At 68.1% G+C, this 26,022-nt stretch carries 26 protein-coding genes and 1 pseudogene; 15 read left to right on the top strand and 12 right to left on the bottom strand.

Annotation, left to right across the window (positions count from 1 at the left end; translation table 11 throughout):
• Nucleotides 1–9 precede the first annotated feature (9 nt).
• Nucleotides 10–1,083, bottom strand: a complete 1,074-nt coding sequence (locus IM738_RS21800; RefSeq protein ID WP_236963125.1) for a C4-dicarboxylate TRAP transporter substrate-binding protein — start codon at nt 1,081–1,083, stop codon at nt 10–12.
• Nucleotides 1,080–1,805, bottom strand: coding sequence for a TetR/AcrR family transcriptional regulator (locus tag IM738_RS21805; protein WP_236963126.1), 726 nt, complete (start codon nt 1,803–1,805; stop codon nt 1,080–1,082). Before IM738_RS21805 ends, IM738_RS21800 begins: the two co-directional genes overlap by 4 nt.
• Nucleotides 1,806–1,910: 105 nt before the next feature.
• Here IM738_RS21805 and IM738_RS21810 point away from each other — a divergent pair, with 105 nt between their 5' ends.
• Together IM738_RS21810 and IM738_RS21815 are read left to right on the top strand one after the other, a co-directional pair.
• Entirely contained in the window at nt 1,911–4,010 is a 2,100-nt protein-coding gene (locus IM738_RS21810; RefSeq protein ID WP_236963127.1) for an acetoacetate--CoA ligase, read from the top strand.
• A 150-nt stretch (nt 4,011–4,160) separates the two neighbouring features.
• Complete coding sequence (locus IM738_RS21815) at nt 4,161–4,337, top strand: hypothetical protein (RefSeq protein WP_236963128.1); 177 nt, start codon at nt 4,161–4,163, stop codon at nt 4,335–4,337.
• 64 nt (nt 4,338–4,401) lie between these two features.
• On the opposite strand, the gene IM738_RS21820 is transcribed toward IM738_RS21815, so the two are convergent.
• Entirely contained in the window at nt 4,402–6,210 is a 1,809-nt protein-coding gene (locus IM738_RS21820) for a DUF1566 domain-containing protein (RefSeq protein WP_236963129.1), read from the bottom strand.
• A 74-nt stretch (nt 6,211–6,284) separates the two neighbouring features.
• Nucleotides 6,285–7,364 (bottom strand): helix-turn-helix transcriptional regulator, encoded by a 1,080-nt coding sequence (locus IM738_RS21825; RefSeq protein WP_236963130.1) that lies wholly within the window; start codon nt 7,362–7,364, stop codon nt 6,285–6,287.
• A gap of 166 nt (nt 7,365–7,530) precedes the next feature.
• On the opposite strand from IM738_RS21825, the gene IM738_RS21830 reads away from it, so the two are divergent.
• The 3 genes from IM738_RS21830 to IM738_RS21840 all read left to right on the top strand — a co-directional run bounded on the left by IM738_RS21830 (nt 7,531) and on the right by IM738_RS21840 (nt 9,771).
• Nucleotides 7,531–8,043 (top strand): hypothetical protein, encoded by a 513-nt coding sequence (locus tag IM738_RS21830; protein WP_236963131.1) that lies wholly within the window; start codon nt 7,531–7,533, stop codon nt 8,041–8,043.
• Between the two features lie 87 nt (nt 8,044–8,130).
• On the top strand, nt 8,131–8,652 hold the full coding sequence (locus tag IM738_RS21835; RefSeq protein WP_236963132.1) for a DUF1993 domain-containing protein: 522 nt from the start codon (nt 8,131–8,133) through the stop codon (nt 8,650–8,652).
• Between the two features lie 123 nt (nt 8,653–8,775).
• Nucleotides 8,776–9,771: a tripartite tricarboxylate transporter substrate binding protein gene (locus tag IM738_RS21840; RefSeq protein ID WP_236963133.1), complete on the top strand. Its 996-nt coding sequence runs from the start codon at nt 8,776–8,778 to the stop codon at nt 9,769–9,771.
• Nucleotides 9,772–10,228: 457 nt separating this feature from the next.
• On the opposite strand, the gene IM738_RS21845 is transcribed toward IM738_RS21840, so the two are convergent.
• Nucleotides 10,229–11,128, bottom strand: coding sequence for a DMT family transporter (locus tag IM738_RS21845; RefSeq protein ID WP_236963134.1), 900 nt, complete (start codon nt 11,126–11,128; stop codon nt 10,229–10,231).
• Between the two features lie 532 nt (nt 11,129–11,660).
• Nucleotides 11,661–12,167: pseudogene (locus IM738_RS21855) on the bottom strand (flavin reductase family protein); the annotation flags it as partial.
• 87 nt (nt 12,168–12,254) lie between these two features.
• Here IM738_RS21855 and IM738_RS21860 point away from each other — a divergent pair.
• The 5 genes from IM738_RS21860 (at nt 12,255) to IM738_RS21880 (ending at nt 17,531) form a co-directional block, all read left to right on the top strand.
• The gene (locus IM738_RS21860; RefSeq protein WP_236963135.1) at nt 12,255–13,307 is read left to right on the top strand and encodes a peptidase M29; all 1,053 of its coding nucleotides are present in this window, start codon (nt 12,255–12,257) and stop codon (nt 13,305–13,307) included.
• Complete coding sequence (locus IM738_RS21865) at nt 13,304–14,116, top strand: alpha/beta fold hydrolase (protein ID WP_236963136.1); 813 nt, start codon at nt 13,304–13,306, stop codon at nt 14,114–14,116. The genes IM738_RS21860 and IM738_RS21865 overlap by 4 nt, the downstream gene beginning before the upstream one ends.
• A gap of 31 nt (nt 14,117–14,147) precedes the next feature.
• Nucleotides 14,148–15,413, top strand: a complete 1,266-nt coding sequence (locus IM738_RS21870; RefSeq protein WP_236963137.1) for an acyl-CoA dehydrogenase family protein — start codon at nt 14,148–14,150, stop codon at nt 15,411–15,413.
• A 39-nt stretch (nt 15,414–15,452) separates the two neighbouring features.
• Nucleotides 15,453–16,412, top strand: a complete 960-nt coding sequence (locus IM738_RS21875) for a DUF2817 domain-containing protein (protein ID WP_236963138.1) — start codon at nt 15,453–15,455, stop codon at nt 16,410–16,412.
• Between the two features lie 141 nt (nt 16,413–16,553).
• The gene (locus IM738_RS21880; RefSeq protein ID WP_236963139.1) at nt 16,554–17,531 is read left to right on the top strand and encodes a LysR family transcriptional regulator ArgP; all 978 of its coding nucleotides are present in this window, start codon (nt 16,554–16,556) and stop codon (nt 17,529–17,531) included.
• Here the strand turns inward: IM738_RS21880 and IM738_RS21885 are convergent.
• Both IM738_RS21885 and IM738_RS21890 read right to left on the bottom strand, forming a co-directional pair.
• Nucleotides 17,518–17,973, bottom strand: coding sequence for a fasciclin domain-containing protein (locus IM738_RS21885; protein ID WP_236963140.1), 456 nt, complete (start codon nt 17,971–17,973; stop codon nt 17,518–17,520). The two genes, IM738_RS21880 and IM738_RS21885, sit on opposite strands and share 14 nt — an antisense overlap.
• Before the next feature lie 59 nt (nt 17,974–18,032).
• Nucleotides 18,033–18,542, bottom strand: coding sequence for a fasciclin domain-containing protein (locus IM738_RS21890; protein ID WP_236963141.1), 510 nt, complete (start codon nt 18,540–18,542; stop codon nt 18,033–18,035).
• Between the two features lie 206 nt (nt 18,543–18,748).
• Between IM738_RS21890 and IM738_RS21895 the strand changes: the two genes are divergently transcribed.
• Nucleotides 18,749–19,387, top strand: a complete 639-nt coding sequence (locus IM738_RS21895; protein WP_236963142.1) for a TetR/AcrR family transcriptional regulator — start codon at nt 18,749–18,751, stop codon at nt 19,385–19,387.
• Nucleotides 19,388–19,755: 368 nt separating this feature from the next.
• Here IM738_RS21895 and IM738_RS21900 read toward each other — a convergent pair whose 3' ends face one another.
• The 3 genes from IM738_RS21900 to IM738_RS21910 form a co-directional block, all read right to left on the bottom strand.
• On the bottom strand, nt 19,756–20,178 hold the full coding sequence (locus IM738_RS21900) for a universal stress protein (protein ID WP_236963143.1): 423 nt from the start codon (nt 20,176–20,178) through the stop codon (nt 19,756–19,758).
• 92 nt (nt 20,179–20,270) lie between these two features.
• Nucleotides 20,271–21,167, bottom strand: coding sequence for a metallophosphoesterase (locus tag IM738_RS21905; protein ID WP_236963144.1), 897 nt, complete (start codon nt 21,165–21,167; stop codon nt 20,271–20,273).
• Entirely contained in the window at nt 21,164–22,150 is a 987-nt protein-coding gene (locus IM738_RS21910; protein WP_236963145.1) for a LysR family transcriptional regulator, read from the bottom strand. The genes IM738_RS21905 and IM738_RS21910 overlap by 4 nt, the downstream gene beginning before the upstream one ends.
• Before the next feature lie 103 nt (nt 22,151–22,253).
• On the opposite strand from IM738_RS21910, the gene IM738_RS21915 reads away from it, so the two are divergent.
• Nucleotides 22,254–22,823, top strand: a complete 570-nt coding sequence (locus tag IM738_RS21915) for a hypothetical protein (RefSeq protein WP_236963146.1) — start codon at nt 22,254–22,256, stop codon at nt 22,821–22,823.
• A 9-nt stretch (nt 22,824–22,832) separates the two neighbouring features.
• On the top strand, nt 22,833–23,330 hold the full coding sequence (locus IM738_RS21920) for a hypothetical protein (RefSeq protein ID WP_236963147.1): 498 nt from the start codon (nt 22,833–22,835) through the stop codon (nt 23,328–23,330).
• 99 nt (nt 23,331–23,429) lie between these two features.
• Here the strand turns inward: IM738_RS21920 and IM738_RS21925 are convergent, their stop codons facing one another.
• Nucleotides 23,430–24,146, bottom strand: a complete 717-nt coding sequence (locus IM738_RS21925) for a GntR family transcriptional regulator (RefSeq protein ID WP_236963148.1) — start codon at nt 24,144–24,146, stop codon at nt 23,430–23,432.
• Nucleotides 24,147–24,219: 73 nt separating this feature from the next.
• Here IM738_RS21925 and IM738_RS21930 point away from each other — a divergent pair, with 73 nt between their 5' ends.
• Complete coding sequence (locus tag IM738_RS21930) at nt 24,220–24,720, top strand: TRAP transporter small permease (protein ID WP_236963149.1); 501 nt, start codon at nt 24,220–24,222, stop codon at nt 24,718–24,720.
• Nucleotides 24,717–26,006 (top strand): TRAP transporter large permease, encoded by a 1,290-nt coding sequence (locus IM738_RS21935; protein WP_236963150.1) that lies wholly within the window; start codon nt 24,717–24,719, stop codon nt 26,004–26,006. The genes IM738_RS21930 and IM738_RS21935 overlap by 4 nt, the downstream gene beginning before the upstream one ends.
• The last annotated feature ends 16 nt before the right edge of the window (nt 26,007–26,022 follow it).

Raw genomic sequence — 26,022 nt, forward strand, 5'->3', positions numbered from 1 at the left:
GGCGGGGGCTTACTTGACCGACCAGTCGCGCGGCAGCTGGGCACCGCTCTTCTTCAGGCCGTTCATGTAGGCCTTGAGGATCTCGGTGCCCGGGGCGCCCTTGCCCTGCAGGTCGGTGGCCCAGGTCTGTGCCACGTTGGGAATGGTGTCGGCCCAGCGCTGGCGCTCGGCGGCCGGCAGCTCACTCACGGTGGCGCCGGCGCCGGCCATCTTCTGCAGCAGCGCGTCGGCGGTGGAGCGCTGCGCCTCGGCAAAGCGCTTGTCGTATTCCAGGCCGACCTCGCGGAACACCTGCTGCACCTCGGGCGGCAGGCCGTCGAAGCGGCGCTTGTTCATCACCACGGCGCCCGCGTACATGGAGCCGAAGTTCACCTTGGTCACATAAGGTGCCACCTCGTGCAGCTTGGCGCCCCAGGCGCCGGTGCTGAAGGTGATGGCGCCGTTGGACACGCCCGACTTGATGTCCTCGTAGTAGGTCGGCAGCGAGCCGGCCACGGCGACCGCGCCGGTGTTCTTGATCCAGTTGGCCGAGGGGCCGGGCGCGCTGATCTTCTTGCCCTTGAGGTCGTCGATGGACTTGACAGGGAAGTTGGTCCAGAGGTGGTAGGTGTCCAGCGCCGTGCCGCCCAGGTAGACCAGACCGCTCTTGGTCCAGGTGTCGCCCATGGCCGGGATGCTCTTCTGCATGTCGGCCACGATGGTGCCGACCGCGCCCAGGTTGTCGGTCCCGAAGGGCGCGACGTAGCTCACGTTCTGCATCGGGAACTTGGCCGCCTCGAACAGCGTGCCGACGAAGCCGAAGTCGGCCACGCCGTCGGAAATGCCCTTGGACTCGCTGCCGATCTTGATCAGCGTGCCGCCCCAGGCCTTGGTCCATTCCACCTTGTGCTTGCCGCCGGCTGCGGCCAGGCGCTTGTCCACCTCGGGGATGTAGAACTCGTCGAGCAGCTTGACCCACAGGAACACCGGCGGGTGGCCGCCCGCGGCGGTGAGCTTGATGGTCTGCTGCGCGTGCGCGCCGTGCAGGCCGCCGAGGGTGAGGGCCGATGCCAGCAAAGTGGCCTGGAAGATGCGACGTTTCATGTGTGTCTCCTACGGGATGGGGGGTGGTTTTTCTGGGGGGCTGGGACAGGGGGAACGGGCAGGGCGGCGCGCAGGCCGCCCACGATGAATCGCACGAGCCGGTCGGCGGCCGCCGGGTCGCCGGCCAGGCTCTGCCCTTGCGACAGGCGGTGCACCCGGTCATCGACCAGGTGGTGCAACAAGGCGCCGAGCGCGAACTGGTAGGCCCAGGCCACATCGGCCAGGCTGGCGGTTTGAAAGACGGTGCGCAGGGCCTTGATGAAGCGGTGGGCCAGCGGGTCGAAGAACTCGCGCAGCACGCGGTCGGCCTCCTCGCTGCCATAGGCCAGCTCGCGGCCCACCAGCTGGGCGTAATAAAAGCCCTCTTCGCTGTGCCTCAGGCGGATCACCGGCCTCACGAAGGCCTCGATGATGCGGGTCAGCGTGTCGGGGTCGCCGGGGTCGCCCGAGGCGGCGTCCAGTGCGTTCAGGCGCTCTTCGATGGTCTGGTTCCAGTGCGCAAAGATGGCGTGGAACAGCTCGTGTTTGGGACCGTAGTAATAGCCCACCAGCGCGAGCGGCACGCCCGCCTCTTCGGCGATCTGGCGGATCGTCACGCCGTGATAACCGTGTTGCGCAAACAGCTTTTCTGCCGCCAGCAGGATGGCGTGCTGGCGGTCGGGTCTGGCCGCCCCGCGCGACGGCGCGGGTTTGGAGCGGGTGGGGGCGGGGCCGGTGACCATGGTCGGTATTGAACGGTTGTACAAAAAACTTGAACATCCGTACAAACCCTTGTGCGGAGCCGGCCGGCCACCCACCAGAATGGCGCATCCGAGGAAGCCGCCCGCATGAACCCCACCGCGCCCCACGTCCCCCAGATCCGCCTGTACCAGGAGTGGCTGGCCCTTCACAAGGGCCTGCGCTTCGACAGCTACGACGCGCTCTGGCGCTGGTCCACCACCGAGCTCGACGCGTTCTGGCAGAGCATCTGGGACTACTTCGACCTGTGTTCGCCCACGCCGCACACGGCGGTGCTGGCGCGCAACGTGATGCCCGGCGCGACGTGGTTCCCGGGCGCGAAGTTCAACTACGCGCAGCAGGTGTTTCGCCACGTGAAGCCGGCGCACGACGCGGGCTTCAGCGCCATCGTGAGCCGCAACGAGAAGGGCCGCCACGTCGAGCTCTCGTGGCCCGAGCTGCGGCGCCAGGTCGCCTCGCTCGCGCTGCACCTGCAGGCCCAGGGCGTCGAGCCCGGCGACCGCGTGGCCGCCTACCTGCCCAACGTCCCCGAGACCATGGTCGCCTTCCTCGCGGTGGTGAGCATCGGCGGCGTGTGGAGCGTGTGCGCGCCCGACATGGGCACGAACGCCGTGCTCGACCGCTTCCGGCAGATTCAGCCCGTGGTGCTGATCGCCTGCGACGGCGTGACCCACGGCGGCAAGGACTTCGACCGCCTGGGCGTGGTGGCCGAGCTGCGCGCGGCGCTGCCGACCGTGCGCCACGTGATCCTGCACACCAACCTCGCACAGGACCCGGCCGAGGTGGACCGTGCGCTGGAGACGGCCCAGCCTTGCGCCGCGTTCGGCACCGCGACCGCGCGCGACGACGCGGTGGTGCGGGCCTTCGAGCCGCTGTGGCTGCCCTTCGACCACCCGCTGTGGATCGTCTACAGCAGCGGCACCACCGGCCTGCCCAAGCCCATCGTGCACGGCCACGGCGGCACGGTGATCGTGGCGCTGGCGCTCAAGACCCTGCACAACGACGTGGGCTGCAGCTACGCGCCCAACAGCTGGGGCGAGCGTTTCCACTGGTACAGCTCGACCGGCTGGGTGATGTGGAACGCGCAGACCAGTGGCCTGCTCAACGGCACCACCTGCGTGATCTACGACGGCAACCCCGGCGGCCCCAAAGACCAGCCCGACTGGACCGTGCTCTGGCGTTTCGCCGCCGAGCAGCGCGTGAGCTTCTTCGGCGCGGGTGCGGCGTTTTTTGCCAACTGCCTGAAGGCGGGCGTGGACCTCTCGACCTGCGGCGACCTGTCGGCCGTGCGCGCGCTGGGCACGACCGGATCACCGCTGTCCGAAGAGGCGCAGAACTGGGGCACGGCCCAGTTCGCCGCCATCGCGAAGAACGAAGCGCAAAAGGACATCTGGTGGTGCAACATTTCAGGCGGAACGGATTTCGCCGGGGCCTTCATCGGCGGCAACCGCGAGCTGCCGCAGACGCCGGGGCGCATGCAGTGCCGCTTGCTGGGTTGCGCGGTCGAGTCGTGGAACGAGCAGGGCCAGCCCGTGATCGACGAGGTGGGCGAACTGGTCTGCGCGCAACCCATCCCGTCCATGCCGCTGTACTTCGTCGGCGACAAAGACAACCAGCGCCTGATCGGCAGCTACTTCGACACCTACCCGGCCGGCCACGGCCGCCAACCCGGTGGCGGTGACCTCGCCGCAGAGGCCGGCGCCGTCTGGCGCCACGGCGACTGGCTGCGCATCCACCCCGACGGCTCTTGCGTGATCTACGGCCGCTCCGACGCCACCATCAACCGCCACGGCCTGCGCATGGGCACCAGCGAGCTGTACAGCGCGGTCGAGGCCCTGCCCGAGGTGCTGGACTCGATGGTGGTCGACCTCGAATACCTGGGCCGCGAAAGCTACATGCCCTTGTTCGTGGTGCTGCGCCCGGGGCTGGCGCTCGACGATGCCATGACCGCGAAGATCAACGGCGCCATCCGCACCGCGCTCTCGCCGCGCTTCCTGCCCAACGCCATCTTTCAGGTCGCCGAGATCCCGCGCACCCTCTCGGGAAAGAAGCAGGAGCTGCCGATCAAGAAGCTCCTGCTCGGCCAGCCGCTGGACAAGGTGATCAACCGGGAGGCCATGGCCAATCCCGGCTGCCTGGACTGGTACGTGGCATTCGCGCACCAGCGGGCCGGTGCTGCCCACGCCTGAAGTCCCCGGTTCGATGGGCCCTTACGGTCCTGAACATGTTGAAACGGTTTGATGCTGGTCAAGGCGCCCGCTTTGCAGAACACTTGCGGGTGATCGCGCTGTCATTCGCCCTGTCCGGCATGCAGCCGTCGATCAGATCGGGGGACTCAGATGAACCGCGGTACTTCTTCTGTGCAGCCTGAAGGCTTGGTGGAGCCTCTGGACATTGACCTGGACACCCTGGACCATGCGTTGATGGAGCTGCTGACGAGCGACTGGCAGACCCTGGACGACGGCGAGCCGCTGGACACGGCTGAGATGACCCAATGGGTCAGCCCGCCCGCCTGAGACGCCGTGGTGGGCGGGATCGAACCGCCCCCACGCGCGCGACGGGTGACGCGGCGCAGGGCTTTCAGGGATGGATGGATACCAGCCGCAAGGTGGAGGTGCCGCCCGCAAAACTGACGTAGCCGTCGATCGACTGGACGTAGAAGGTGTAGGCGGTGTTGTCGAGCCAGGGCGTGGACGACGTGTTGAGGCCGTTGTCGCCCGGAAAGAGCGTGGTGTCCAGGGCCGGAAGGTACCTGCCGTAGTCCGTGAGGCTGTTCAGTTCTTTGACGTTGGGCATGCGCCAGCCGGTCTGCGCCTTGGCATGGACCATCGCGGCCTCGAAGGAGAAGCTGCTCGCGGTGCCCGTGCAGGTGCTGCCGTTCCAGAACCGCCCTTGCTGGCACCGCCGCCAGGTCAGCCCTGTCTTGCGGTCCGTGACGGCGTTGTTGGCGCTGTCGCCTGGGTACGACCGGGTCGTGAGCAGGTGCCGCTGTCCTGTCCAGGGCGCGCCCCTGACCAGCCTGAGGTAGTTGGCTTCTGTGCGGGCGCGCCGAAAGATGGCTCCGTTGTAGAAGTTGACCACCCAGGCTTCCCCGGTCAGGTTCGGGTTGACGTTGGCGGTCCAGTAGTACGAGCCTTGCGTGTTGGGGAAGGCCGTGGTGGTGATCCTGAAGCCCGTGTCGCGACCATAGTCCACCAGCCCCTGCAGTTCCTCCACCGTGGGCAGGCGCCAGTCGTTGAAACCGCAGACCCGGAAGGCGTTGATGGTGACCACGTAGGTGCTTGCGTCGTTCGTGGTGTTGTTGCTCAGGTTGGTGTACTGCTTTTCCCCGGACCGGTAGGCCAGCGAAGAACCCTCCTTGCCCTCCCACATCAGGCCGGTCACGTTGTCTCTCACGCAACTGGTGAAGGGGTAGGTGGTGGCACCCGAGGTGACGCTGCTGTAGCTCATCGGGTTGACGGCGGCGCGGTGGCCGTCTTGTTGCGGATTGAGGTTGGTCGCGCCCGCGCTGGAGCAGGTGCCCAGCGTCAGGTTGCCCCCGCCGGGGTAGCACTGCGCGCCGGTGATGCCCGTGTGCGGCACGGCCGGTGTCTGCCAGTCGCTGCCCAGCACGTGATAGCCCACGCCCTCATAGCTGTACTGCGGCAGCGTGGCGATGATGTTGTCGCGTTCGGCGGCGCTGTTGCTGTAGAAGTGAAACCCCTTGCTGGCGTAAAAAAAGCGGTAGAGCGGCGTGTAGCCGGTGCCGGGCAAGGTGCTCGCGTGGTAGGCCACGCCTTCGTAGCTGAACTGCGGCAGCGTGGCCGCCACGTGGGCCCGCTCGGCCTCGCTGATGGTGTAGAAGTGCACGCCCGTGGCCGTGTTGTAGAACCGGTGCACGGGGCTCAGGCCGGGCACGGCCGTGCTGCTGGCGTGGAAGGCCGGGCCCTCGAAGCTCATGAACGGCAGCGTGGCCTGCGTATTGGCGCGCTCGGCCTCGCTGGTGGTGAAGAAGTGGGCGCTGGTGCGGGTGTTGAAGAAGCGGTAGACCGGCACGCGCGAGGCCGCGCTCTTGGCCGCGGGGCCCCCGATGCCCGCCTTTGTTTCGGCACCGCTGAGCGACGGGCCCTCGAACACGGGCGGCAGCACGCCCGTCCTGGCGATCTGCTCCAGCTCGGCGGTGTTCAGCCGCGCGCCTTCCTGCTGCCGTGCGACGGTGGCGGCCGGGGTGGAACCCGACGGGGGTGTCGAGGCGGCGTCGGCGGATCGGGTTTCGGGCGCCGCGTCGGACCCACCGCCGCACGCCACCAGCGCGCACAGTGAAAGGGCACACAGCCAGGGGGTGAAGCGGGAGCGCCCGCGCGCGGCGGGCGATGGGGGCGACATGGGTGTATCGAGGTGTGACGGCATGCCACCGATGCTAGGGAACCCCCTTGCTGGCGGCATCCTTCATGTGACGGACCCCACCCACCCCCGATGGCGAGTCACCCCTGCGGGAATGCCGCCATCAGCCGCACAAGGTCTTGCTGGCGGCGTGTGCCGGTCTTCTGCAGCAACGACGAGAGCTGGGTGCGCACCGTGCTCACCCCGATGCCGAGCGCGTGGGCGATCTGCTTGGGCGCCTGGTCTTCCAGCAGCAGCGAAAGCACCCGCTGTTCCGCCGGGGTCAGCCCGAACAGCCGGGCCGCCAGCGCCAGCGAGCCGCCATCGCGCTGCGTGTCGATCAGCCAGATCACCGCGCCGGGCCCGGGGCTGTGCGGCGAGCCGCCCACGGCGCGGTGGTTGGGCGTGGTCATCGCGTACAGCGACCCGTGGGCCGTGGCCAGGCGCTGCCCGGTGTGGTGGCCGCGGCGGGCCTGGCGGTCGAGTTGCTGCAACGTGGGAAACCAGGCGGGGTGCTGGCCCGACGGCGCGCGCAACAGGGCTTCGGCCCGCCGGTTGGCGAACTGCACGCGACCGTCTTCCCCCAGCAGCAGCACGCCCACCCCGATCTGGTCCAGGCCCGACTCGAACAGCGAGCGATCGGCGCGCGCGCGCAGCAGCTCGTGGTGCAGCGTCAGGCAGCGCTGCAGGTGCGGCACGGCCTTCTGCAGCGCCGCCTTGGCACCGCGGCCGAAGGCCCGGCGGTTCGGGCCGCGGTAGAACGAGAGCACGGTCTCGGGCACCGCCAGGGGGTGGTGGCCCTTGAAGAGCACGGTGCACAGCAGCCACTCCTGGCCCATGGGGCGCAGGAAGTCGTTGTAGAACAGCGACCGGCGCAGGCTGTCCTGCGGGGCCAGCATCTCGCCGCAGCCCACGAGGCCCGCCTCAAACAGACCGCGATCCCGCCCGCTGTGCGTCCACACGTCGTGCTGGTGGTAGTACTCACCGTAGGCCTTGGCGGTCTCGAAGTCGTACTGGTGGCCGTGCATCGGCAGGCTGTTGAACTGGTCGCCCGGGCTGAACAGCAGGCCCGAGTCGGCGTCCAGGGCCCGGGCCCATTGCCCCAGCAGGCCGTCCCAGCGCGAAGGGTCACCCACCGCCTCGTAGGCCTGCCGCAGCAGGGTGTTGTGGACGGTGGTCATGCGACCGTGTGGCGTTCACCGCCGTGGGCGGCCAGCCGGTTCCATGCGCGGGTGAGGAGGGGGTGCAGGCAAACCACCGACGGCTTTCATTCAACTGAAGGATGTGCCGAATGTAACGCCGCCCTAGCATCCGGAGCCATCCAGAAACACCCTGCAGGAGCCTTGCATGCTGTCCTTTCGAAGCGCCGCGCTGTCGCTGGCGTCTGTCCTGACGCTTCAGACCGCCTGGGCCGATCCGGCCCAGCCCATCGACCCCGAACGCCTCAAGGCGCTGCTGCCCGCCGCCTGGGCCGGCGTGGAGCGGCGCAACGTCGAGGCCGAGCGCAGCAACATGGGCGGCTACAAAAGCAGCACGGCCCAGGCGCACTACAAGGCCAGCGGGTCGGGTCGGCTCGAACTCGTGGTGCGGCTCGGCGACGAAGGCGCGTCCAGCGCCCAGATGTATGCCTACGGCGCCGACTACCTGAAGAAGGACGTGAAAAACGAGACCCAGAAGAGCCTGGTGCAGGGCGGCCGGCGCTTCCTGCTCACCAGCACCTCCGCCAAAAGCATGTTCATCGAAACCCAGGTCGGCGGGCGCTGGAAGGTCAACGTCAACTGCATCGAAGCGACCGAAGCCCAGTGCGTGGACGCGCTGGGCAAGGTGGACTACGCGGGGCTGGAGAAGCTCAAGCCCTGAGGGGCGGGGAGGGTCGCGCGGGCGCGCGGCGGCGAGGCTGGGCCAGGCCGCGTAGCATGCGCGTCTCCCCATCTTTCCAAGACATCCATGTCCATCACCCTCTCCTCCGCCAGCCTGCCCGTCTTCCAGACCGCCCTGTCCAACCTGCTGCACTGCCTGAACAAGGCCGAGGCCAACGCCGCCGCGCGCAAGTTTGACCCCAACGTGTTGTTCGCCGCCCGCCTGGCGCCCGACATGCTGCCGTTCGCGGCGCAGATCCGCATCGCCTGCGACGCCGCCAAGAACGGCACCGCGCGGCTCGCGGGCATCGAGGCACCGAAGTTCGAGGACAACGAAACCACCTTCGCCGAGCTCCAGGCCCGCATCACCAAAACGCTCGACTGGCTTGTCACCGTGCCCGCGTCGGCCATCGACGGCCGCGAAGACGCCGACATCACCTTCCCGGTCGGCCGCGACAAGACCCGCACCATGAAGGGCGAGGCCTACCTCAAGCACTACGCCCTGCCCAACATGTTCTTCCACGTCGTCACGGCCTACGCCCTGCTGCGCCACAACGGCGTGGACGTGGGCAAGACGGATTACCTGGTGGGTGATCTGGCGGGCGCCTGACAGCTGAGCGTCCCGGGGGTGACTGAAATCACGCCCCACCCGGGATTCATCGGGTTCACGCGCTGGCTGTCTGTGGCTAATGTGGGGGTCGTTCGACACACCGACACCCCCACGGAGACACCCATGAGCACTCGCCGTCCCGCCGCCCTGAGCCGCCGCCAGGTTCTCACCACCGCCGCCGCGCTCGCCGCGCCGGCCATCCTGCCCGCCCAAGTGTTCGCGCAGGACAAATTCCCCAGCCGCCCCATCAAGCTCATCGCGCCCTGGCCCACGGGTGGCAGCAGCGACGCGGTGATGCGCGCCTTCGCCGAGAGCGCGGGCAAGGCGCTGGGCACCACGGTCATCATCGAAAACAAGCCCGGCGCGGGCGGCACGCTCGGGGCTTCCGCGATGGTCACCGCCGCGCCCGACGGCTACACGCTCACGCAGCTGCCCCTGGGCATCTACCGCCTGCCGCACATGCAGACCATGGGCTTCGACCCGGTCAAAGACCTGACCCACATCGTCTGCCTCACCGGCTACACCTTCGGCATCGCCTGCACCGCCGACGCGCCGTTCAAGACGCTCAAGGAGATGGTGGCCTACGCCAAGGCCAACCCCGGCAAACTGGAATACGGCCACACCGGCACCGGCACCACGCCGCACCTGGCGATCGAAGAGTTCAGCGACAAGGCCGGTATCCAGCTCAACCCCATCCCGTTCAAGGGCTCGGCCGAAATCATGCAGGCCATCCTGGGCGGCCACATCCGCGTCATGAGCGGCACCACCGAGTTCGCGCCCCACGTGCAAAGCGGCAAGCTGCGCCTGCTCGCCACCCTCGGCAGCCAGCGCAACAAGGCCTTCCCCGACGTGCCCACGGTCAAGGAAAGCGGCTGGGACACCATCACCGAATCGCCCTTCGGCATCGGCGGCCCCAAGGGCATGGACCCGGCCATCGTCAAGACGCTGCACGACGCGTTCAAGAAAACCCTGGAAGACCCGGCCGTGCTCGCCACGCTCGACAAGTTCTTCCAGCCCGTGATCTACATGAACAGCGCCGACTACACGGCGTACGGCGAGCGCACCTTCAAGGCGGAGAAGGCGACGATTGAGCGGCTGGGGTTGGCGAAGAAGGGGTGAACGGAGCGGGTTTCAAAGGCTGTATTGAAAGGGCGTCTCTGGCGCCCTTTTTCCTTTTTAAGCCAAGCCCATTTGTGAGACTTCTTGTTGGGATTGGAGCCTCAAACGAAATATGACCGCAGTGAAGAAATAGCTGACGAGCGGTACCGTGCACACATTGAAAACCTGCGCGCCTACCCTTGGCTTGGTTTCGTGCCAAGCATGGCAAGGTCACTGTTCTGTCAAACGTGCGCGCTCCTAGTCGCAGCGAAAGGAAAGCAATGAGTACAAAGCTATTTGAGTTGTCGTTGGAAGCAAATCCAGACTTTCTCAAACTGTTGAGTGGAGACCAGTTGTCCCAAGCACTTCCCTATCTGCTCTGTGGCTTCGTCGTTTGGCTGGTGATTACGAATGGTAAGAAATGACGTGTTGAACTTGTCGCGCCCTTGTGAGGGTGGACGTCATCTGTCCGTTTGCCTCACCCCTTCCGGCTCACCAACACAATCCCCGCCGCCACCCCCAGCAACGCCAGCACCAGCTGCGTGGTCAGCGGCTCGCCCAGCAGCACCACCCCAAACACCAGCGCGAACACGGGCGTGAGGAAGGTGAAGGTGGACATCTGGGTCGCGGGGTAGTGGCGCAGCATCCACATCCAGGTCAGGTAGCTGGCGAAGGCGCCCACGGCGGTCTGCAGAAAGACCGAGCCCCAGGCCATGGCCGAGTAGTCAAAGCTCCAGGTTTCGCCCAGCGCGAGCGAGAGCAGCGGCGTGACGGCAGCGGTCACGCCGAGTTGGTAGAACAGCGACTTTTCGGCTGCGGCGGAGGCGATCCTGGTGGTGCGGATCGCCAGCGTGGTCAGGCCCCAAAGCATGCCGGCGGCCAGGCCCATGGTGTCGCCGATCCACTGGCCCGGTGACGAGCCGTGGAGGAAGGCCTCGCTGAAGGCCACCGCCACGGCGGCGAAGGCCAGGCACAGGCCGATCCACTGGATGCGACGCAGCTGTTCGCTCTTCACAAACCGCGGCAGCAGCAGCGCGACCCAGAACGGGCTGGTGTAGAGGAACACCGTGAGGCGCGAGGCGCTGGTGTGGGTGAGCCCGAGGTAGATGAAGACGAACTCGCCCGCGAACAGCAGGCCCACGAGCAGGCCGCCCTTGAGCGTGCCGTCGCGTTTGAAGAGTGGCACGCCGCGGTACTGGCACCAGAGCCAGAGCAGGGCGGTGGCGCCCCACATGCGGATCGACGCCTGCCACAGCGGCGGGATCTCGCGCGAGGCGAACTTGATCAGGATCTGCTGGTAGCCCCAGAAGGCGCAGCACACCACGAGCAGGGTGATGGCGAGGGTGTCGAGGTGGTCTTTGCGTTGGACGGGCGTCATCGTGTCGAGGGTATCGCGGGGTCGGGGCGCGGGCTGTCGCGCCCGGGGGTCACTGGCCGGAGGCCAGTTTCTGAAGGTGCCGCTTGAAGGCTTCGGCTTCGCTCGCCGACCAGCGCGCGAGCAGGGTGGTTTCCTGCTGGCGCGCCTGCGCGATCAGGGCGCTGGCCGCAGCTTGCCCGGTGGGCGTGGCGGTCACGAGCGTGCGCCGCTGGTCCGCCGGGTCGGCGTGCAGCGCCACCAGGCCCTCTTCGGCCATGCGCTGCACCAGCTTGGTCACGGTGGGTTGTTTGGCGAGCACGTCGTGGGCCAGCTGGCCGATGGCGACACCGGGCGTTGCCTCGTGTGACAGCGCCGCGTCGTGCAGCACGGCGAGCACGCGCCAGGCGATGTGGGTCAGGCCCTGGGCCGTGATCGCGTTTTCGAAGTCGCGGTACACGGCGTGGTTGGCCTGGCCGAGCAGGTAGCCCAGGTAGCTGCCGACGAAGCGGCCGTCGGTGGGCTGGGGCGCCGTGGGATCGCCCTGTGAGTCCTGCAAGGGGTGCTCGGTGTAGAAGCGCCCCCCGTGGTAGAGCAGGGGCGCGGCGCGGGCGCGGCGGGTGCAGCGCTCGACCTCGCCGACGAAGATCACGTGGTCGCCCTCGATGTACTGGCTGCGGTTGAAGCACTCGAAGGTGGCGACGCAGCCCGTGAGCAGCGGCGCGCCGCTGACGCCCTCCACGAAATCCACGCCCTGCCAGCGGTCCACGTCGCGCGCGGCGAAGCGCTCGGCCAGCGCCTGCTGGTCGGTCGCGAGCACGTTGATCGCGTAGTGCTGGCCGTTGGAGAAGGCCGCCATCGAGCCGGCCGCGCGGCCCAGGCTCCAGAGCACCAGCGGCGGGTCGAGCGAGACCGAGTTGAACGAGCTGGCGGTCAGCCCCGCGAGTTCACCGGACGCGGTGCGCGCGGTCACGATGGTCACGCCCGTGGCGAACATGCCCAGCGCCGCGCGGAAGTCACGCGGCGAAAAATCGGGGGGTAGCGCTTGGCGGGCTGGGGACATGGCTGCAATTTATATGAAAATTCATGAATAATGTGACCGCCACCGCCATTTCCTTGATGGCAACCGGCCCAAAACAGGAGACAACCGATGTTGCAGGAGCGGATCGAACCCGTCTGGCTCGACGCATTTGAAGCGGTGTTGCGGCGCTGTGCGTTGCAACCGGGGGACACGGTGACCATTCTCTGCGAAACGCAGAGCCGGCCGGTGCTGGTCGAGCTGACGCGCCTCGCGGCGGCACGTCTCGGTGCCCCGGCCTTCGTGCTGACCCTGCCCTCGGTGTTCGGCCAGGCGGGCGAACCGGTGACGCGCTCCACCGGGGCATCACCGGCCATTCAACAACAGGCGCCGGTGATTGCGGCACTGCAGGCCAGCAGCTTGGTGATCGATTGCACGGTCGAGGGCCTGATGCACGCGCCCGAGCTGCCCGCCATCCTGCAGGGCAACGGCCGCACGCAACCGCGCATCGTCTACGTCAGCAACGAACACCCCGAGGCGCTGGCGCGGCTGCTGCCCGACGACGCAACCGAGGCGCGGGTGAAGGCGCACGTGAAGCGCCTGCGCGGCGCGAAGGCCATGCGCGTCACGTCAGCCGCCGGCACCGATCTGGCCATCTCGCTGCAGGGTGCGGTGGTCGGCGGCAACTGGGGCAGCACCACGCGCCCCGGCACGCTGACGCACTGGCCCGGCGGCCTGGTGCTGGGTTTCCCGGCGGCGGGCAGCGTGAACGGCACGCTGGTGCTCGCCGAAGGCGACGTGAACCTGACCTTCAAGCGCTACATCGAGCGTGCGATCACCTTGACCATCGAGAACGATTACGTGACCCGCATCGACGGCGGCGGCGTGGACGCCGAACTGCTGCGCTCCTACTTCGCGGCCTGGGGTGAAAAAGAAGCCTACGCGGTGAGCCATGTCGGCTACGGCCTCAACGACGCCGCGCGCTGGGACAGCATGGCGCTCTACGACAAGCGCGATTTCAACGGCACCGAGCTGCGCGCCTTCGCCGGCAACTTCCTCTACAGCACCGGCGCCAACGAAACCGCCGGCCGCTACACGCGCGGCCACTTCGACTGGCCCATGCGGAACTGCACGGTGGCGCTGGATGGCGATGTGATGGTGGACGGCGGAAGGGTGGTGGCATGACCCTCCCGACGTTCATGACCCTCGGCAGCGGCCCGACCGTGCTCATGCTGCACGGCATCGGCGGTGGCCACCGCGCCTTCGCGCCGCAGGTCGAAACCCTGGCCAGCCTGGGCTACCGCGCGGTGGCCTGGGACATGCCGGGCTACGGCCACAGCCTGCCCATCGAGCCCTACACCTTCAAGGGTCTGGCGCAGAGCTGCGTCGACCTCATCGATGCGCTGCAGTGCGAAAGCGTGGTCTTGCTGGGCCACAGCATGGGCGGCATGGTGGCGCAGGAAGTCATCGCCCGCCGGCCCGACAAGGTGAACCGGCTCATCCTCTGCGGCACCTCGGCCGCCTTCGGCAAACGCACCGACGGGCGCAGCGCCGAAGCCTGGGCGCAGCAGTTCATCGCGCAGCGCACGGCGCCGCTCGACGCCGGCCAGACCATGGCCGACATGGCCGCCAAACTGGTGCCGCAGATGGTCGGCCCCGGCTCGCTGCCCGAGGGCCTGAAGCTGGCCGAGTTCTGCATGGCCAGCGTGCCCGCCGCCACCTACCGGCGCGCGCTCGAATGCCTCGTCACCTTCGACCGCCAGGCCGCGCTCGCCGAGATCCGCGTGCCCACGCTGCTGGTCGGCGGCGAGTTCGACCGCGTGGCCGCGCCGTCGGTGATGAAGCAGATGGCGACCGCGATCCCGCGCGCCCGTTACACCGAGCTGGCCGGCATCGGCCACCTGATGAACCTCGAAGCGCCCGACGAGTTCGACGCGCTGTTGCTCGACTTCCTGCGCGAGCCCACGCCCAGACCCCTGCCTGACACCCATTGATCACCACCGACAACAACAGGAGACAAGACCGATGACAGCGATCAACCCGACCACCGGCCTGGACTTCACCCCCGCCGTGGGCGACATGCCCTTCACGCCGCTGCAGCGCGAGTGGCTCGCCAAGGCGCACGCGCTGGGCCGCGACAGGTTCGCCGCGCGCGCCGCGCAGTGGGACAAGGAGGCGAGCTTCCCGTTCGCCAACTACGAGGACCTGCGCGAGCAGGGTTTCCTCAAGCTCTGCGTGCCCACCGTGTTCGGCGGTGCGGGCGCCGACTTCCCGACCTACATGATGGTCGCGGCCGAGATCGGGCGCTTCTGCGGCGCCACCGCGCTGACCTGGAACATGCACATCTGCTCCACCATGTGGACCGGCGTGCTGGCCGACGGCATCGCCATGAGCGAGGAGCAGCGCGCCGAACACGCGGCGCGGCGGCAGATCCACTTCGCGCGCATCGTCAACGAAGGCAAGCTCTACGCCCAGCCCTTCAGCGAAGGCACGGCCGCCGCGGCCGGCCGCGCGCCCTTCGGCACCACGGCGAAGAAGGTCGAGGGCGGCTGGCTGATCAACGGCAAGAAGATCTGGGCCAGCCTCTCGGGCGCGGCCGACTACTACGGCGTGCTCTGCACCGAAGACAAGGGCGACCACCACCCCGACGCGCGCGACACGCTCTACATCAGCGTGCCGGCCACCGCCGAGGGGTTCAGCATCAGCGGCGAGTGGGACCCGCTGGGCATGCGCGGCACCGTCAGCCGCAACCTCGCGTTCAAGGACGTGTTCGTCAGCGACGACGAGCAGCTCATGCCACGCGGCATCTACTTCAAGGGCGCGCAGACCTGGCCGGCCATGTTCTTCACGCTCTCGCCCACCTACCTGGGCGTGGCGAACGCGGTCTACGACTTCACGGTGCAGTACCTGCGCGGCGAGGTGCCGGGCGAGCCGCCGGTCAAGCGCCGCCAGTTCCCGACCAAGCAGATCACGGTGGCGCAGATGCGCCTGCAACTGGAGTCGATGAAGAGCCTGTTCACCCGCGCCATCTTCGAGGCCAAACCCAACCCGAGCAAGGACGAGAAGCTGCGCCTGTACGCCGCGCACCACGCCGTGATGGAAGGCGCCAACGACCTCGCGCGGCTCGGTATCCGCACCTGCGGCGGCCAGAGCATGCTCAAGCACCTGCCGCTGGAGCGCCTGTATCGCGACAGCCGCTGCGGCGCGCTGATGCTGCCCTGGACGGCCGAACTCATCCTCGACCGCATGGGTCGCGAGACCCTGTACGAGCCGGGCGAAAAGGACGAATGAACACGGCGGGGCGGGCCACGCATCCATAGAATCGCCTCCATGACCCGAGACTGCCTTGTTGCCCGACCGGCCCTGCTGGCCGCCTGCCTTCAGCGGGCGCAGGCCTTCACGGTCGACCGCCGGTCGCTGGTGCTCGGGGTCGGGCTGGCGGTCGCCATGCACGGCGCCAGTGCGCAGGCACCGGTCGGCAAGCCGGCCGGGAGGGGCGCCGATCCCTGCACCGAGTTCGTGGCCCGCCTGCCCAACATGCAGGCGCGGCTGTGTGCCTCGGCGCAGCTCAAGCCCACCGCCGGTCGCTCGGTGCAGGGCCGCACGCTGTACCAGCGCGACGTGGTGGCGCCCGACGCCAAGATCCGCGTGCTCGTGGTCGGCGCCATGCACGGCGACGAGCTGTCGTCGGCCTCGGTCGCCCTGCACTGGATCCAGCGCGCGATGGAAACGCCGTCCAACGTGCACTGGCGCTTCATCCCGGCCCTCAATCCCGACGGCCTGATGGCGCGGCCCGCCCGGCGCGTGAACGCCAACGGCGTGGACCTCAACCGCAATTTCCCCACGCCCAACTGGACCCGCGACGCCAAGATCTACTGGGAACAGCGGACCAAAAAAGACCCACGCCGCTGGCCCGGGCCGAAGACCCTGTCCGAGCCGGAATCGGCGTTTTTCCACGACGAGATGGATCGCTTCCAGCCGCACCTGATCGTGAGCATCCACGCGCCCTATGGCGTGCTCGACTTCGACGGTCCCACCGTGCCGCCCGCGCGCCTGGGCCGCCTGTACCTGGACCAGGTCGGCATCTTCCCGGGCAGCTTGGGCAACTTCGGTGGCGTGCACAAGGGCATGCCGGTGGTCACCATCGAGCTGCCCAGCGCGATCCGCACGCCGCTGGAGGCCGAGATGCGCCAGATGTGGCTGGACCTGCTGCGCTGGATGAGCGAGCGCGTGGTGCCCGAAGCGCCGGCCAGCAAGCCCATGCCCGTGAAGTTGCACAAGGCGGGCTGAGCCGCACCCGGTCTGCCGCCCGTCGCGGGCGGGCCCCGCATCGGTGTTTTCACACACCGCGCCAACCTGAGGACTCATTAAACTCCGGACCTTTGCATCAGCTGGCCTTATGTTGCCCGCGAGCCGACGCCCGGAGACCGCATGAGCACCTTTGACCCTGACGCCCTGGAATGTCTGGCCGCCATCATCGAGGAGGGCGGTTTCGAGCGCGCGGCGCAACGCCTCTCGATCACGCAGTCGGCGGTGTCGCAGCGTCTGCGTGCGCTGGAGGCCCAGGTCGGCACCGTGCTGATCGTGCGCAGCCGCCCGCTCAAGCCCACGCCGGCCGGGCAGCTGATGCTCAAGCACGCCAAGATGATGCGGCTGCTGCGCGCCGATCTGGAGAAGGACCTGAAAGAGCTGGCGCCCAGCTCGACCGGCGGCGGGCGCGACGAGGAGCGCATCTCGGTCGCGATCAACGCCGACAGCATCGCCACCTGGGCTCTGCCCGCGCTCGATGGCCTGGCACAGCAGGGCCTGCCGATCGAGATCATCACCGACGACCAGGAGTTCACCCACGAGTGGCTGCGCGAAGGGCAGGTGCTGGGCTGCGTGACCTCGCTGGGCCAGGCGCTGCGTGGCTGCAAGATGGAGGCGCTCGGCAGCATGGACTACGTGGCCGTGGCGCAGGCCCGTTTCGCCGAAACCCACTGCCCCAAGGGCCTGAACGCCCACAACTTCCACAAGCTGCCTTTCGTCGCGTTCAACCGCAAGGACAACCTGCAGCACGGCTTTGTCACCCAGTCGTTCAACCTGCCTCGTGTGGGTCTCAAGCAGCTGTTCGTGCCCTCCAGCGAGGGTCAGGTGCGGGCGGTGCAGGCGGGCTGGGGCGTGGCCGTGCTGCCCGAGCTGCGGGTGCGCGAGTTGCTGGCCAGTGGCGAGCTGGTCAACCTGGCGCCGCGCCACCGCCTCAGCGTGGCGCTCTACTGGCACTGCTGGAACCTGAGCTCGGACCTGCTGGACTCGCTCAGCATGGCCTTGCGCGAGGCGGCGGCGAGCAACCTGGCGCCGCCCGGACAACAAAAAGCCCCGCCGGGGCGGGGCTCGAAGCGACCGGCGAAGGCGCTTACTTCGGCATGATCACGCTGTCGATGACGTGAATCACGCCGTTGTCGGCGGCGATGTCGGTTTTCACCACGTTGGCGGCGTCCACCTTCACACCACCCATGGTGCTCACGGTGATTTCGCTGCCTTGCACGGTCTTCACCTTGCCGGCCTTCACGTCGGCCGCCATCACCTTGCCGGGCACCACGTGGTAGGTCAGCACGGCGGTCAGCTTGGCCTTGTCTTTCAGCAGGGCGTCGAGGTCGGCCTTGGGCACCTTGGCGAAGGCTTCATCGGTCGGCGCGAACACGGTGAACGGGCCTTTGCCCTTGAGGGTGTCGACCAGACCCGCCGCCTGCAGGGCGGTGGCCAGGGTCTTGAACGAGCCGGCCGCCACGGCGGTGTCCACGATGTCCTTGGCGTGGGCGCTGCCCAGGGTGGCCAGGGCGATGACGGAAGCGATCAGGGTCTTTTTCATGGGAATGTCCTTTGAGACAGGGTGGAGGGAAAGGGAACGGGGTTGAAGCGGTGAAGGGGTCAGGCGGGCGGCAGGATCACCTTGTCGATGATGTGAACCACGCCGTTGCTGCAGACGATGTCGGTGGCCGGGATGGTGGCGCTGCGGCCGCGCCCGTCGGTGATCCGCAGGTCGGCCCCCACGGTGAACGTGGAGCCCTGCAAGGTGGCGATCGGCGTGTTGATCGGCACCTGGTCCTTGAGCACCCGGCCCGCCACCACGTGGTAGGTCAACACGGTGGTCAGCAATGTTTTGTTGGCCAGCAGCGCCTCTTTCGTGGTGCCCAGCTCTGCCAGCAACCCGGCGAAAGCGTCGTTGGTGGGCGCGAAGACCGTCAGCGGGCCCGGCGCGCTCAGTGCCTCCACCAAACCGGCGGCCACCACGGCCTCGACCAGGATGCTCAGGTTGGGCGTGGCCTGGGCCGTGGCGACGATGTTCGGCGGCAGATGCTCGTCGTCGCTGCCGCCGCAGGCAGTGAGAACGCTGCCTGCCGCTGATGCCAGCAGAAGCTTTCGTCTGGTGATGTTCATGGCGAAGTCCTTTGAGAAAAGGTGCGATGCGCGGGTGGAAAAGGGGTCGGACCGGAAGTTTTGGTGCCAGCTTGCTCGGCGGAGTCGAATGTTAAACTGATTGGTAATAAAAGATACCAATCAGTATTTATCCATACCACTCAGTGTGGTTATCAACGCCTGCGTCGATCTGCGGCAAAATGCGGTCAAATACCCGAAGCACGCTCATGGCCACAGCCACCTCCACACCCCCGTCTCCCACCGTTCCCAAGCTCAGTTTTCGCGAGCAGATGCACCTGGCCCGTGAAGACGCCATCGTCTCGGCGGTGAACCGCCTGCTGGCCGAAAAAGGTTTTGAGGCCATGACGGTCGACGAGGTCGCCGCCGAGGTCGGCATCGCCAAGGCCAGCCTTTACAAGCACTTCCCCAGCAAGGAAGACCTGGCCGCCGCCGCCATGGTCAGGGTGATGAACCGGGCGCGGGCTTTTCTGGATTCGCTGGACGCGGCGCAGCCGCCGCTGGTGCTGTTGCGCCGCGTGGCGGGCTGGACGATGGAAGTGCAGCTGGCGGGCGAAATGCCGTCGCTGCCGAGCGAAAACTCCAGCCTGCGCATGGCCCTGACGACCAACAAGGCCTATGTGGACGGGCTGATGGATGTGAGCGACCGCCTCGGCGCCTGGATCACCGCGGCCCAGGCCGACGGCAGCGTCAACCCCGCGCTGCCGCCGATTGCCGTGCTCTACACGCTCTACGCCAGGGCCTGCGATCCGGTGCTCGGTTTCCTCAAGGGCTCGGGCCTGTACACCGACGCCCAGATCATCGAGATGGTGCTGAGCACCTGCTTCGACGGGTTGAGGACGAGATAGCCCCCCGCGCCGCCTGCGGCGTCACCCCCCAGGGGGCGATGCGAGTGGCCCGGCGAAGCCGGTTCCACCGCATCCTGGGTGGGGCAGTTCGCGCCGGAAACACCGTCTTGGGCCCACTGAGCGCGGTCCCGTGTAGCGGCTCCATCATTGATCGCGCTGGCATGGTGGAAACGTTGCAGGAGGCCGAGGCGAAAAAATACCGGGTCGCACAACACGCCCGGTATGGGGTCCATCAAAAAGCGCTGACCGGAGCGCAAAACCGGCGGAACCACCCACCCGCCAGCCCAGAGGCGCAGCGGAACCGGCTTTGCCGGGCCGCAGTGCGCCGTCCCCCCTTGGGGGGAAGCCGCGTCAGCGGCGCAGGGGGGTCATCTCACCAACAACACCGGCACCGTGCAATGCGCCAGCACCTGCGTGGCCACCGAGCCCATGACCAGGTTGCCCAGGGCGCTGTGGCCGTGTGAACCCATCATCACCAGATCGAAGTCGCCGGCGCTGGCCTGCTTGGCGATGGCTTCGCCGGGCGAGCCGGTCTTGTGCACGACCTTGGCCGCGATGCCCTTGCGCGCCAGGTACTTGACCACCGGGTCGGTGACCTTGGCGGCTTCTTCGGCGTAGTAGCTGTTGGCCACGTCGGCGCCCACAGCCGCGCGGGCGCGGGGGGGCAGCGGGAGCTGCACGGTGAACAGGGTGAAATCATTCTTGGCGCTGAACACCTCTTCATGGGTGGCCAGGTAGGCCAGCATTTTCTTGGTGTACGAACTGCCGTCGACGGCAAGCAAAATCTTCATGGTGTTCTCCTTGAGAGGGGTTTCGCAGTTTAAGCGGCGTTTCGTGCCCCCTCCGTAAGGCATTCCACGCATGCAGGCTGACGTTGACTTCGTCAGACCGTGATGAGTTGCTGCGGCTGGAAGCTGAGCTGCTCGCCCTTGCTCGCGTAGCCCAGCGGGTTGGCCACGATGCGGCAGCGCCCGACCTGCACATCGGTCGGGCAATGCAGGTGGCCGTGCAGCCAGAGGTCGGCCAGCGGCAGCAGGTCATCGAGCGCGTTGCAGAAGCCCGCCGTGCCGGGGCTCAGCCCGTAGCGCGGGTCGGCGCTGTGCAGGGTGGGGGCGAAGTGCGTCACCACCACCGTGCGGCCGTCGAACGGCCGGGCCAGCGCCTCGCGCAGCCAGGCCTGGCACGCCAGCCCCAGCTCGCGCATCGAGGCCGCATCGAACAGCGCCCCGGCGCGCTGCCCGGCCATCTTGACGAGGTAGAAGTTGGCGGCCCGAAACGCCCGCTCGCGCTGGCGCAGGCGCTCGGTTTCGGTGGGGGCCTGGGCCACAGCACCTGGTGCCGCGCGCCGGGGTGCTTTGCCGTGGGCCGGGCCGCCTGGGCTGGGTGGCGTGCCCACCGTGGCCAGGGCGTCGTAGTCGCTCCAGAGCGTGGTGCCGACGAAGCGCACGCCATCGATCACGGCCGTCTCGCGCTCCAGCCACTGGATGCCCAGGCGGTCGCAGGTGCGGCGCAGCTCCAGATGGGCCTCGTCGAGGTCGAGCGCGTCGTACTCGTGGTTGCCCGGCACGTAGAGCACCGGCACCGGCCAGCCTGCGTGCTGAGGCAGTGGCGAAAAGCGCTGCAGGCCCCAGTCGGGCTCGGGCATGACGCTGCCGTCGCGCCGCTTCTGGTACGAGCCCACGTCACCGGCCAGCACCAGCAGGTCCGCGCCCGGCGCCGGCACCGCGCGAAACAGCGGGTCCGATTCGAGGTGCAGGTCGCTGAGCAGCTGGAGGTTCATGCCGGCATTGTCGTCGGCGCGTCCCCGCCGCTGGCGAAGCTGCGTTGTGCGGCCCGCTCGACCGCTGCGCGCAGCCACTGGTGCGCGCTGCTGTGGGCGGACTGCCGGTGCCACAACGTGTCCACGTGCACCGCGGGCACGGGCAATGGCAACTCGAGCAGCGCCAGTTCGGGCTCGATGCCGGTGACCTCGACGAAGTGGCGTGGCAGCACGGTCAGCAGGTCGGTGGTGGCCACCACCCGGCCGGCGGTGAAGAACTGGTTCACGGTGATGACGATCCGGCGCTGGCGGGAGACGGCGGCGAGCGCCTCGTCGACAAAGCCGAAGGGCCGGCCCGAAAAGCTCACCAGCAGGTGGCGCGCGGCGCAGTAGGCGTCGAGCGTGAGCGGCTTGCCCGCCAGCGGGTGGTCGCGCCGCATCACCACCACGTATTCGCCGTCGTACAGCCGCTGGTGCAGGAAGCGTGGGTTGTGTTCCTGCAGGTGGATGGCGTTGAGTTCGGCGATCACGCCGGGGAAGTGGCCAATGGCGAGATCGGCCGAGCCCGAATCCAGCAGGTCGCGCGGGTCGCGCGTGGTCAGGGGCACGATGCGCAGGTTCACGCCCGGCGCCTCTTTTTCCAGCACATCCACCAGCCCGGGCACCAGTTTGGCCGCCGTGGCATCGGCCATGGCCAGCACGAACGCGTTGCCCGCCGTGGCCGGCTCGAAGCGGCCGGGCGAGATCGATTCGCGCAGCTGGGCCAGGGCGTCGCGCACCGTGGGCCACAGCGCCAGCGCCACCGGCGTGGCCTCGACACCATAGCCGGCGCGTTTCACCAGCTCGTCGCCCAGGCTCTCGCGCAGGCGCTTGAGCGCGTTGCTCACCGCCGGCTGGGTCATGGCCAGGTTGTGGGCCGCCCGGGTGAGGTTGCGCTCGGTCATGACTTCGTCGAACACCCGCAGCAGGTTCAGGTCCAGCGTGCGGAAGTTGGGCTCATTCATCATAGATGTGAATGTAATTCATCACAAAAATAAATTGGCGTGACATGGGGGTTAACCCTAGTATTCGTCTGTCCAAAAGACAATTTTTTGCAAGGAGTTCGACATGAGCACCGTCTTTTCACCCTCTCCCGCCGCTGTGGGCACCGCCGCCCCTTCCACCGCTGATCTCGGCATGTACCGCGCTGGCCGCCGGTTTGATGGCTCCCGCAGCCTGGCCGCCATGTTGCTGGCCGCCGCCGTGGCCGCCCTCGTGGTGCTGGCCGACCAGATGATCAGCACCTGGGCCGACGGCCACCTGTTCCTCGGCTGGGTCGCGCTGTGGGTCGTGGTCTTCGCGGGTTCCGTCCTGTTTGCCGGCACCGCACGCCAACTGGCCCAGGCCACCCTGCGTTCTCTCGACAGCTGGTCGAAGTCGATGGCGGAAGCCCGCGCCGAGGCACGCCTCTGGGACCTGGCCCGCACCGACCCGCGCCTGAAGGCCGAACTGCTGCAGGCCCGGGCCCGTGAAGCCGATCTGGCCGAGGAGCTGACCGTCGCGGCGACACCGAAGAACGACTTCTCCGAAGCCCTGGCCCCCATGGGCCTGGAGTCGGGCATCGCGTCGTCCGCCCAGTTGCGCCGGTTCGCGCAGCTGGAAATGCGCCGCCACGCCGGCTACCTGCCCTACCTGTAAGGCGACAACATGAACACCGTTTTTTCACACCGGCCCCTGGGCCTGAGCAGCACCGGCACCAGTGCTGCGACCGACACCCCCCGCTTGAGCGGCCGCTTTGACGGCGCCCGCGGCCTGGCTGCCCTGTTGCTGGCGGCGGTGGTTTCTGCCCTGGTGGTGCTGGCCGACCAGCTGATCAGCAGCTGGACCGACGACCACCTGTTTCTCGGCTGGCTTGCGCTGTGGCTGGTGATCCTGGCCAGCACGGCCCTGTTCGCCGCGCCCGCCCGTCACCTGGCGCGCCGCGCACTGCCCGCGCTGAAGGGCTGGGCACAGGCGCTGGCCGAGGCGCGCGCTGAACAGCAACTCTGGCACGCCGCCCACCGCGACCCGCGGCTGATGGCCGACCTGATGCACGCCCGCCAGCGCGACCTCGACGACGCGCAGCATGACCGCCAGCCCTGGGGCCGCTACCCGGAACGCCTGAGCCAGGACCGCGAGCGCCAGGTGCACCTGAACCACGCCTGATCGCTCAGACCTCACCACGACAAAGCCACCGGGACCCGGTGGCTTTTTTTGTGCCCGCGATCGATCCCCCGGTGGCAGGGGCCGGCGGGCCAAGCGTGGTCAGGCGCTCACGGTTTCCCTCATCAGTCGCCAGGCCCAGGCCAGGTCGGCCTCCAGTTCACGGCGGGTGGCGGCCGCATCGCGCTGGGCCAGTGCCTGCATCAGACCATGGTGGTGCTGGGTTCGCGGTTGACTTTGCTCGGGCTGGTGGTGTTCGACCGCCACCCGCACATAGGGGCCACTCTGCAGCCACAGGCTGCGGATCATGGTCATCAGCGTCGCAGACCGTGCGGCTTCGTAGAGGGTGAAGTGAAAGCGCTGGTTGGCCTGCAGCTCGGCATCGACGTCGTGCGTCTGGATGGCGGCGGAGAACGCCGCATCGGCATCGGCCAGTCCGGCGAGCAGGGCGTCGTCGGCGTGCGCCGCGGCGCGTTCGGCCGCATGGCCTTCGACCAGCAGGCGGGCCTCGTAGATGTCGTCGAGCCGCTGGACCGACAGCGGCGGCACACGCACCGGCCGCTGGGTGGCCGATTCGAGCGCGCCCTCGGCCACCAGACGGCGCAGTGCCTCGCGCACCGGCATCACGCTGGTCTGGAAGGCGTCGGCCAGGTCGCGGATCTGCAAGGTCTGACCGCCCTGCAGGCGCCCGCAGATGAGGGCGTCGCACAGCTCGGCGTAGATGCGGTCCTGGATCGAATCGCGCGACACGGGGCGCAGCACCGGCCGCGGGGAGCGGACGGCTTCCGGGCTGGGTGCGTCAAGACGGGGTCGGGCCATGCGGGTCAGTATATCGACTGTTGCACAAAACATATTTGATGCCGTATTATGTGATCACAAATGAGGTGACGCCATGGAACCCACTCCCCCGCTCGACAAGCCCGCACCCGCTGATCCCGCGCCCGCCCGCTGGTTTGCCGGGGTCGCCAGCGCCGTGCTGGCGCTCATGGCCGTCGTCGCGTTCGGCGATGTCGCGCTGCGTGTCGTGGGCCGACCGGTCACCGGCGCCTACGAACTGACCGCCTTGCTCATGGGGCTGCTGATCTACGCCTCGCTTCCGCTGGTGACCGCACGCGATGAACACGTGCGCGCGGGCATCCTGCAGATGTGGACCACCGCCCCGCGTTGGGTCCGACGCTCGCTGCGGGAGCTGCGCCGCGTGCTGTCGGCGCTGGCCCTGGGCTACCTGGCCTGGGCGCTGCTGCAGTACATGTTCCGGATGGCCGAGGCGGGCGACCGCGCGCCCTACATCGAGGTGCCGCTGGCCTGGGTGGCCGGCTTCGGCGCGCTGGCCCTGGCGCTGTCGGCGCTGCTGGCGCTGTGGACACGCCGCACGTCCGGGAGCGCCGAATGACGCCCACCCTGATCGCCCTGGCCGCGATGCTGTTGCTGATCGCGCTGGAGGTGCCGATCGCGGTCGCCCTGCTGCTGACGGGCGTGATCGGTTTTCTCGGCGTGGTGGGCTGGGACCCGACCCTGTTCATGGTGGGCGAGTCCGCCTTCAGCACCGTGAACAGCTACACCCTCACCGTGGTGCCGCTGTTCATCCTGATGGGCAACCTGATCAACGAGGCCGACATCTCGCGCGAGCTCTACCGTGCCACCTACCGCTTCGTGGGCCACCTGCGCGGTGGCCTGGCGATCGCCACCGTGCTGGCCTGCGCCGCGTTCGCGGCCATCTGCGGCAGCAGCCTGGCCACCTCGGCGGCGATGACGCGGGTGGCCTACCCCGAGATGAAGCGCTACGGCTACAGCGACGCGCTGTCCACCGGTTCCATCGCGTCTGCGGGCACGCTGGGCATCATGATCCCGCCCAGCGTGGCGCTGATGATCTACGGCATCATGACCCAGACCGACATCGGCATGCTGTTCATCGCCGGTGTGCTGCCGGGTCTGCTGGGGGCGCTGCTGTATGTGGGCGCCGTGTTGTTCTACACCTGGCGCCACCCCCAGTCGGCCCCTCCCGGGGAGCGCAGCACCTGGCGCGAACGCTGGGAGGCGTTGCGCGGCGTGTCCTCCGTGGCGGTGCTGTTCGGGCTGGTGATCGGTGGCCTCTACGGCGGCTGGTTCACGCCCACCGAGGCGGCGGGCGTCGGGGCGGCCGGCGCGTTCGCCATCGTGGCCGTGCGTGGCAAGTTGAGCCGCGCCATGCTGGCCAAGGTGCTGCGCGAAACCGCCATCACCAGCGGCAGCCTGTTCATCATCCTGATCGGTGCCCTGGTGCTGTCCAAGTACATCACCGTCTCGGGCTTTTCGCCCTGGCTCAGCGGGGCGTTCCAGGGGCTGGACCTCACGTCCATGCAGTTCCTGCTGATCGTCTGCGCCATGTACATCGTGCTCGGCTGCTTCCTGGAAAGCATGTCCATGCTGCTGCTGACCTTGCCCATCGTGTTCCCCCTGGTGGTGTCCTACGGCATCGATCCCGTGTGGTTCGGCATCCTGATCGTCACCCTGATCGAGGTCGCGCTGATCACGCCCCCGGTGGGCATGAACGTCTACATGCTGGCCAGCCAGATCCCGTCGGTGCCGCTGAATGTGGTGTTCCGGGGCACCAGCACCTTCGTCGTCGCCGACGTGATCCGCCTCGGCATCCTGCTGGCCGTTCCGTCCATTGCGCTGTGGCTGCCCTCCATCACCTGATTTCCCCCGCCAACCC

Source organism: Hydrogenophaga sp. SL48 (assembly GCF_021729865.1).
Lineage (GTDB): Bacteria > Pseudomonadota > Gammaproteobacteria > Burkholderiales > Burkholderiaceae_C > Hydrogenophaga.

Bases quoted from the DNA above. Each gene is read 5' to 3' on its own strand.
- IM738_RS21800 (WP_236963125.1), bottom strand. From the start codon at position 1,083: ATGAAACGTCGCATCTTCCAGGCCACTTTGCTGGCATCGGCCCTCACC.
- IM738_RS21805 (WP_236963126.1), bottom strand. From the start codon at position 1,805: ATGGTCACCGGCCCCGCCCCCACCCGCTCCAAACCCGCGCCGTCGCGC.
- IM738_RS21810 (WP_236963127.1), top strand. From the start codon at position 1,911: ATGAACCCCACCGCGCCCCACGTCCCCCAGATCCGCCTGTACCAGGAG.
- IM738_RS21815 (WP_236963128.1), top strand. From the start codon at position 4,161: ATGAACCGCGGTACTTCTTCTGTGCAGCCTGAAGGCTTGGTGGAGCCT.
- IM738_RS21820 (WP_236963129.1), bottom strand. From the start codon at position 6,210: ATGCCGTCACACCTCGATACACCCATGTCGCCCCCATCGCCCGCCGCG.
- IM738_RS21825 (WP_236963130.1), bottom strand. From the start codon at position 7,364: ATGACCACCGTCCACAACACCCTGCTGCGGCAGGCCTACGAGGCGGTG.
- IM738_RS21830 (WP_236963131.1), top strand. From the start codon at position 7,531: ATGCTGTCCTTTCGAAGCGCCGCGCTGTCGCTGGCGTCTGTCCTGACG.
- IM738_RS21835 (WP_236963132.1), top strand. From the start codon at position 8,131: ATGTCCATCACCCTCTCCTCCGCCAGCCTGCCCGTCTTCCAGACCGCC.
- IM738_RS21840 (WP_236963133.1), top strand. From the start codon at position 8,776: ATGAGCACTCGCCGTCCCGCCGCCCTGAGCCGCCGCCAGGTTCTCACC.
- IM738_RS21845 (WP_236963134.1), bottom strand. From the start codon at position 11,128: ATGACGCCCGTCCAACGCAAAGACCACCTCGACACCCTCGCCATCACC.
- IM738_RS21860 (WP_236963135.1), top strand. From the start codon at position 12,255: ATGTTGCAGGAGCGGATCGAACCCGTCTGGCTCGACGCATTTGAAGCG.
- IM738_RS21865 (WP_236963136.1), top strand. From the start codon at position 13,304: ATGACCCTCCCGACGTTCATGACCCTCGGCAGCGGCCCGACCGTGCTC.
- IM738_RS21870 (WP_236963137.1), top strand. From the start codon at position 14,148: ATGACAGCGATCAACCCGACCACCGGCCTGGACTTCACCCCCGCCGTG.
- IM738_RS21875 (WP_236963138.1), top strand. From the start codon at position 15,453: ATGACCCGAGACTGCCTTGTTGCCCGACCGGCCCTGCTGGCCGCCTGC.
- IM738_RS21880 (WP_236963139.1), top strand. From the start codon at position 16,554: ATGAGCACCTTTGACCCTGACGCCCTGGAATGTCTGGCCGCCATCATC.
- IM738_RS21885 (WP_236963140.1), bottom strand. From the start codon at position 17,973: ATGAAAAAGACCCTGATCGCTTCCGTCATCGCCCTGGCCACCCTGGGC.
- IM738_RS21890 (WP_236963141.1), bottom strand. From the start codon at position 18,542: ATGAACATCACCAGACGAAAGCTTCTGCTGGCATCAGCGGCAGGCAGC.
- IM738_RS21895 (WP_236963142.1), top strand. From the start codon at position 18,749: ATGGCCACAGCCACCTCCACACCCCCGTCTCCCACCGTTCCCAAGCTC.
- IM738_RS21900 (WP_236963143.1), bottom strand. From the start codon at position 20,178: ATGAAGATTTTGCTTGCCGTCGACGGCAGTTCGTACACCAAGAAAATG.
- IM738_RS21905 (WP_236963144.1), bottom strand. From the start codon at position 21,167: ATGAACCTCCAGCTGCTCAGCGACCTGCACCTCGAATCGGACCCGCTG.
- IM738_RS21910 (WP_236963145.1), bottom strand. From the start codon at position 22,150: ATGAATGAGCCCAACTTCCGCACGCTGGACCTGAACCTGCTGCGGGTG.
- IM738_RS21915 (WP_236963146.1), top strand. From the start codon at position 22,254: ATGAGCACCGTCTTTTCACCCTCTCCCGCCGCTGTGGGCACCGCCGCC.
- IM738_RS21920 (WP_236963147.1), top strand. From the start codon at position 22,833: ATGAACACCGTTTTTTCACACCGGCCCCTGGGCCTGAGCAGCACCGGC.
- IM738_RS21925 (WP_236963148.1), bottom strand. From the start codon at position 24,146: ATGGCCCGACCCCGTCTTGACGCACCCAGCCCGGAAGCCGTCCGCTCC.
- IM738_RS21930 (WP_236963149.1), top strand. From the start codon at position 24,220: ATGGAACCCACTCCCCCGCTCGACAAGCCCGCACCCGCTGATCCCGCG.
- IM738_RS21935 (WP_236963150.1), top strand. From the start codon at position 24,717: ATGACGCCCACCCTGATCGCCCTGGCCGCGATGCTGTTGCTGATCGCG.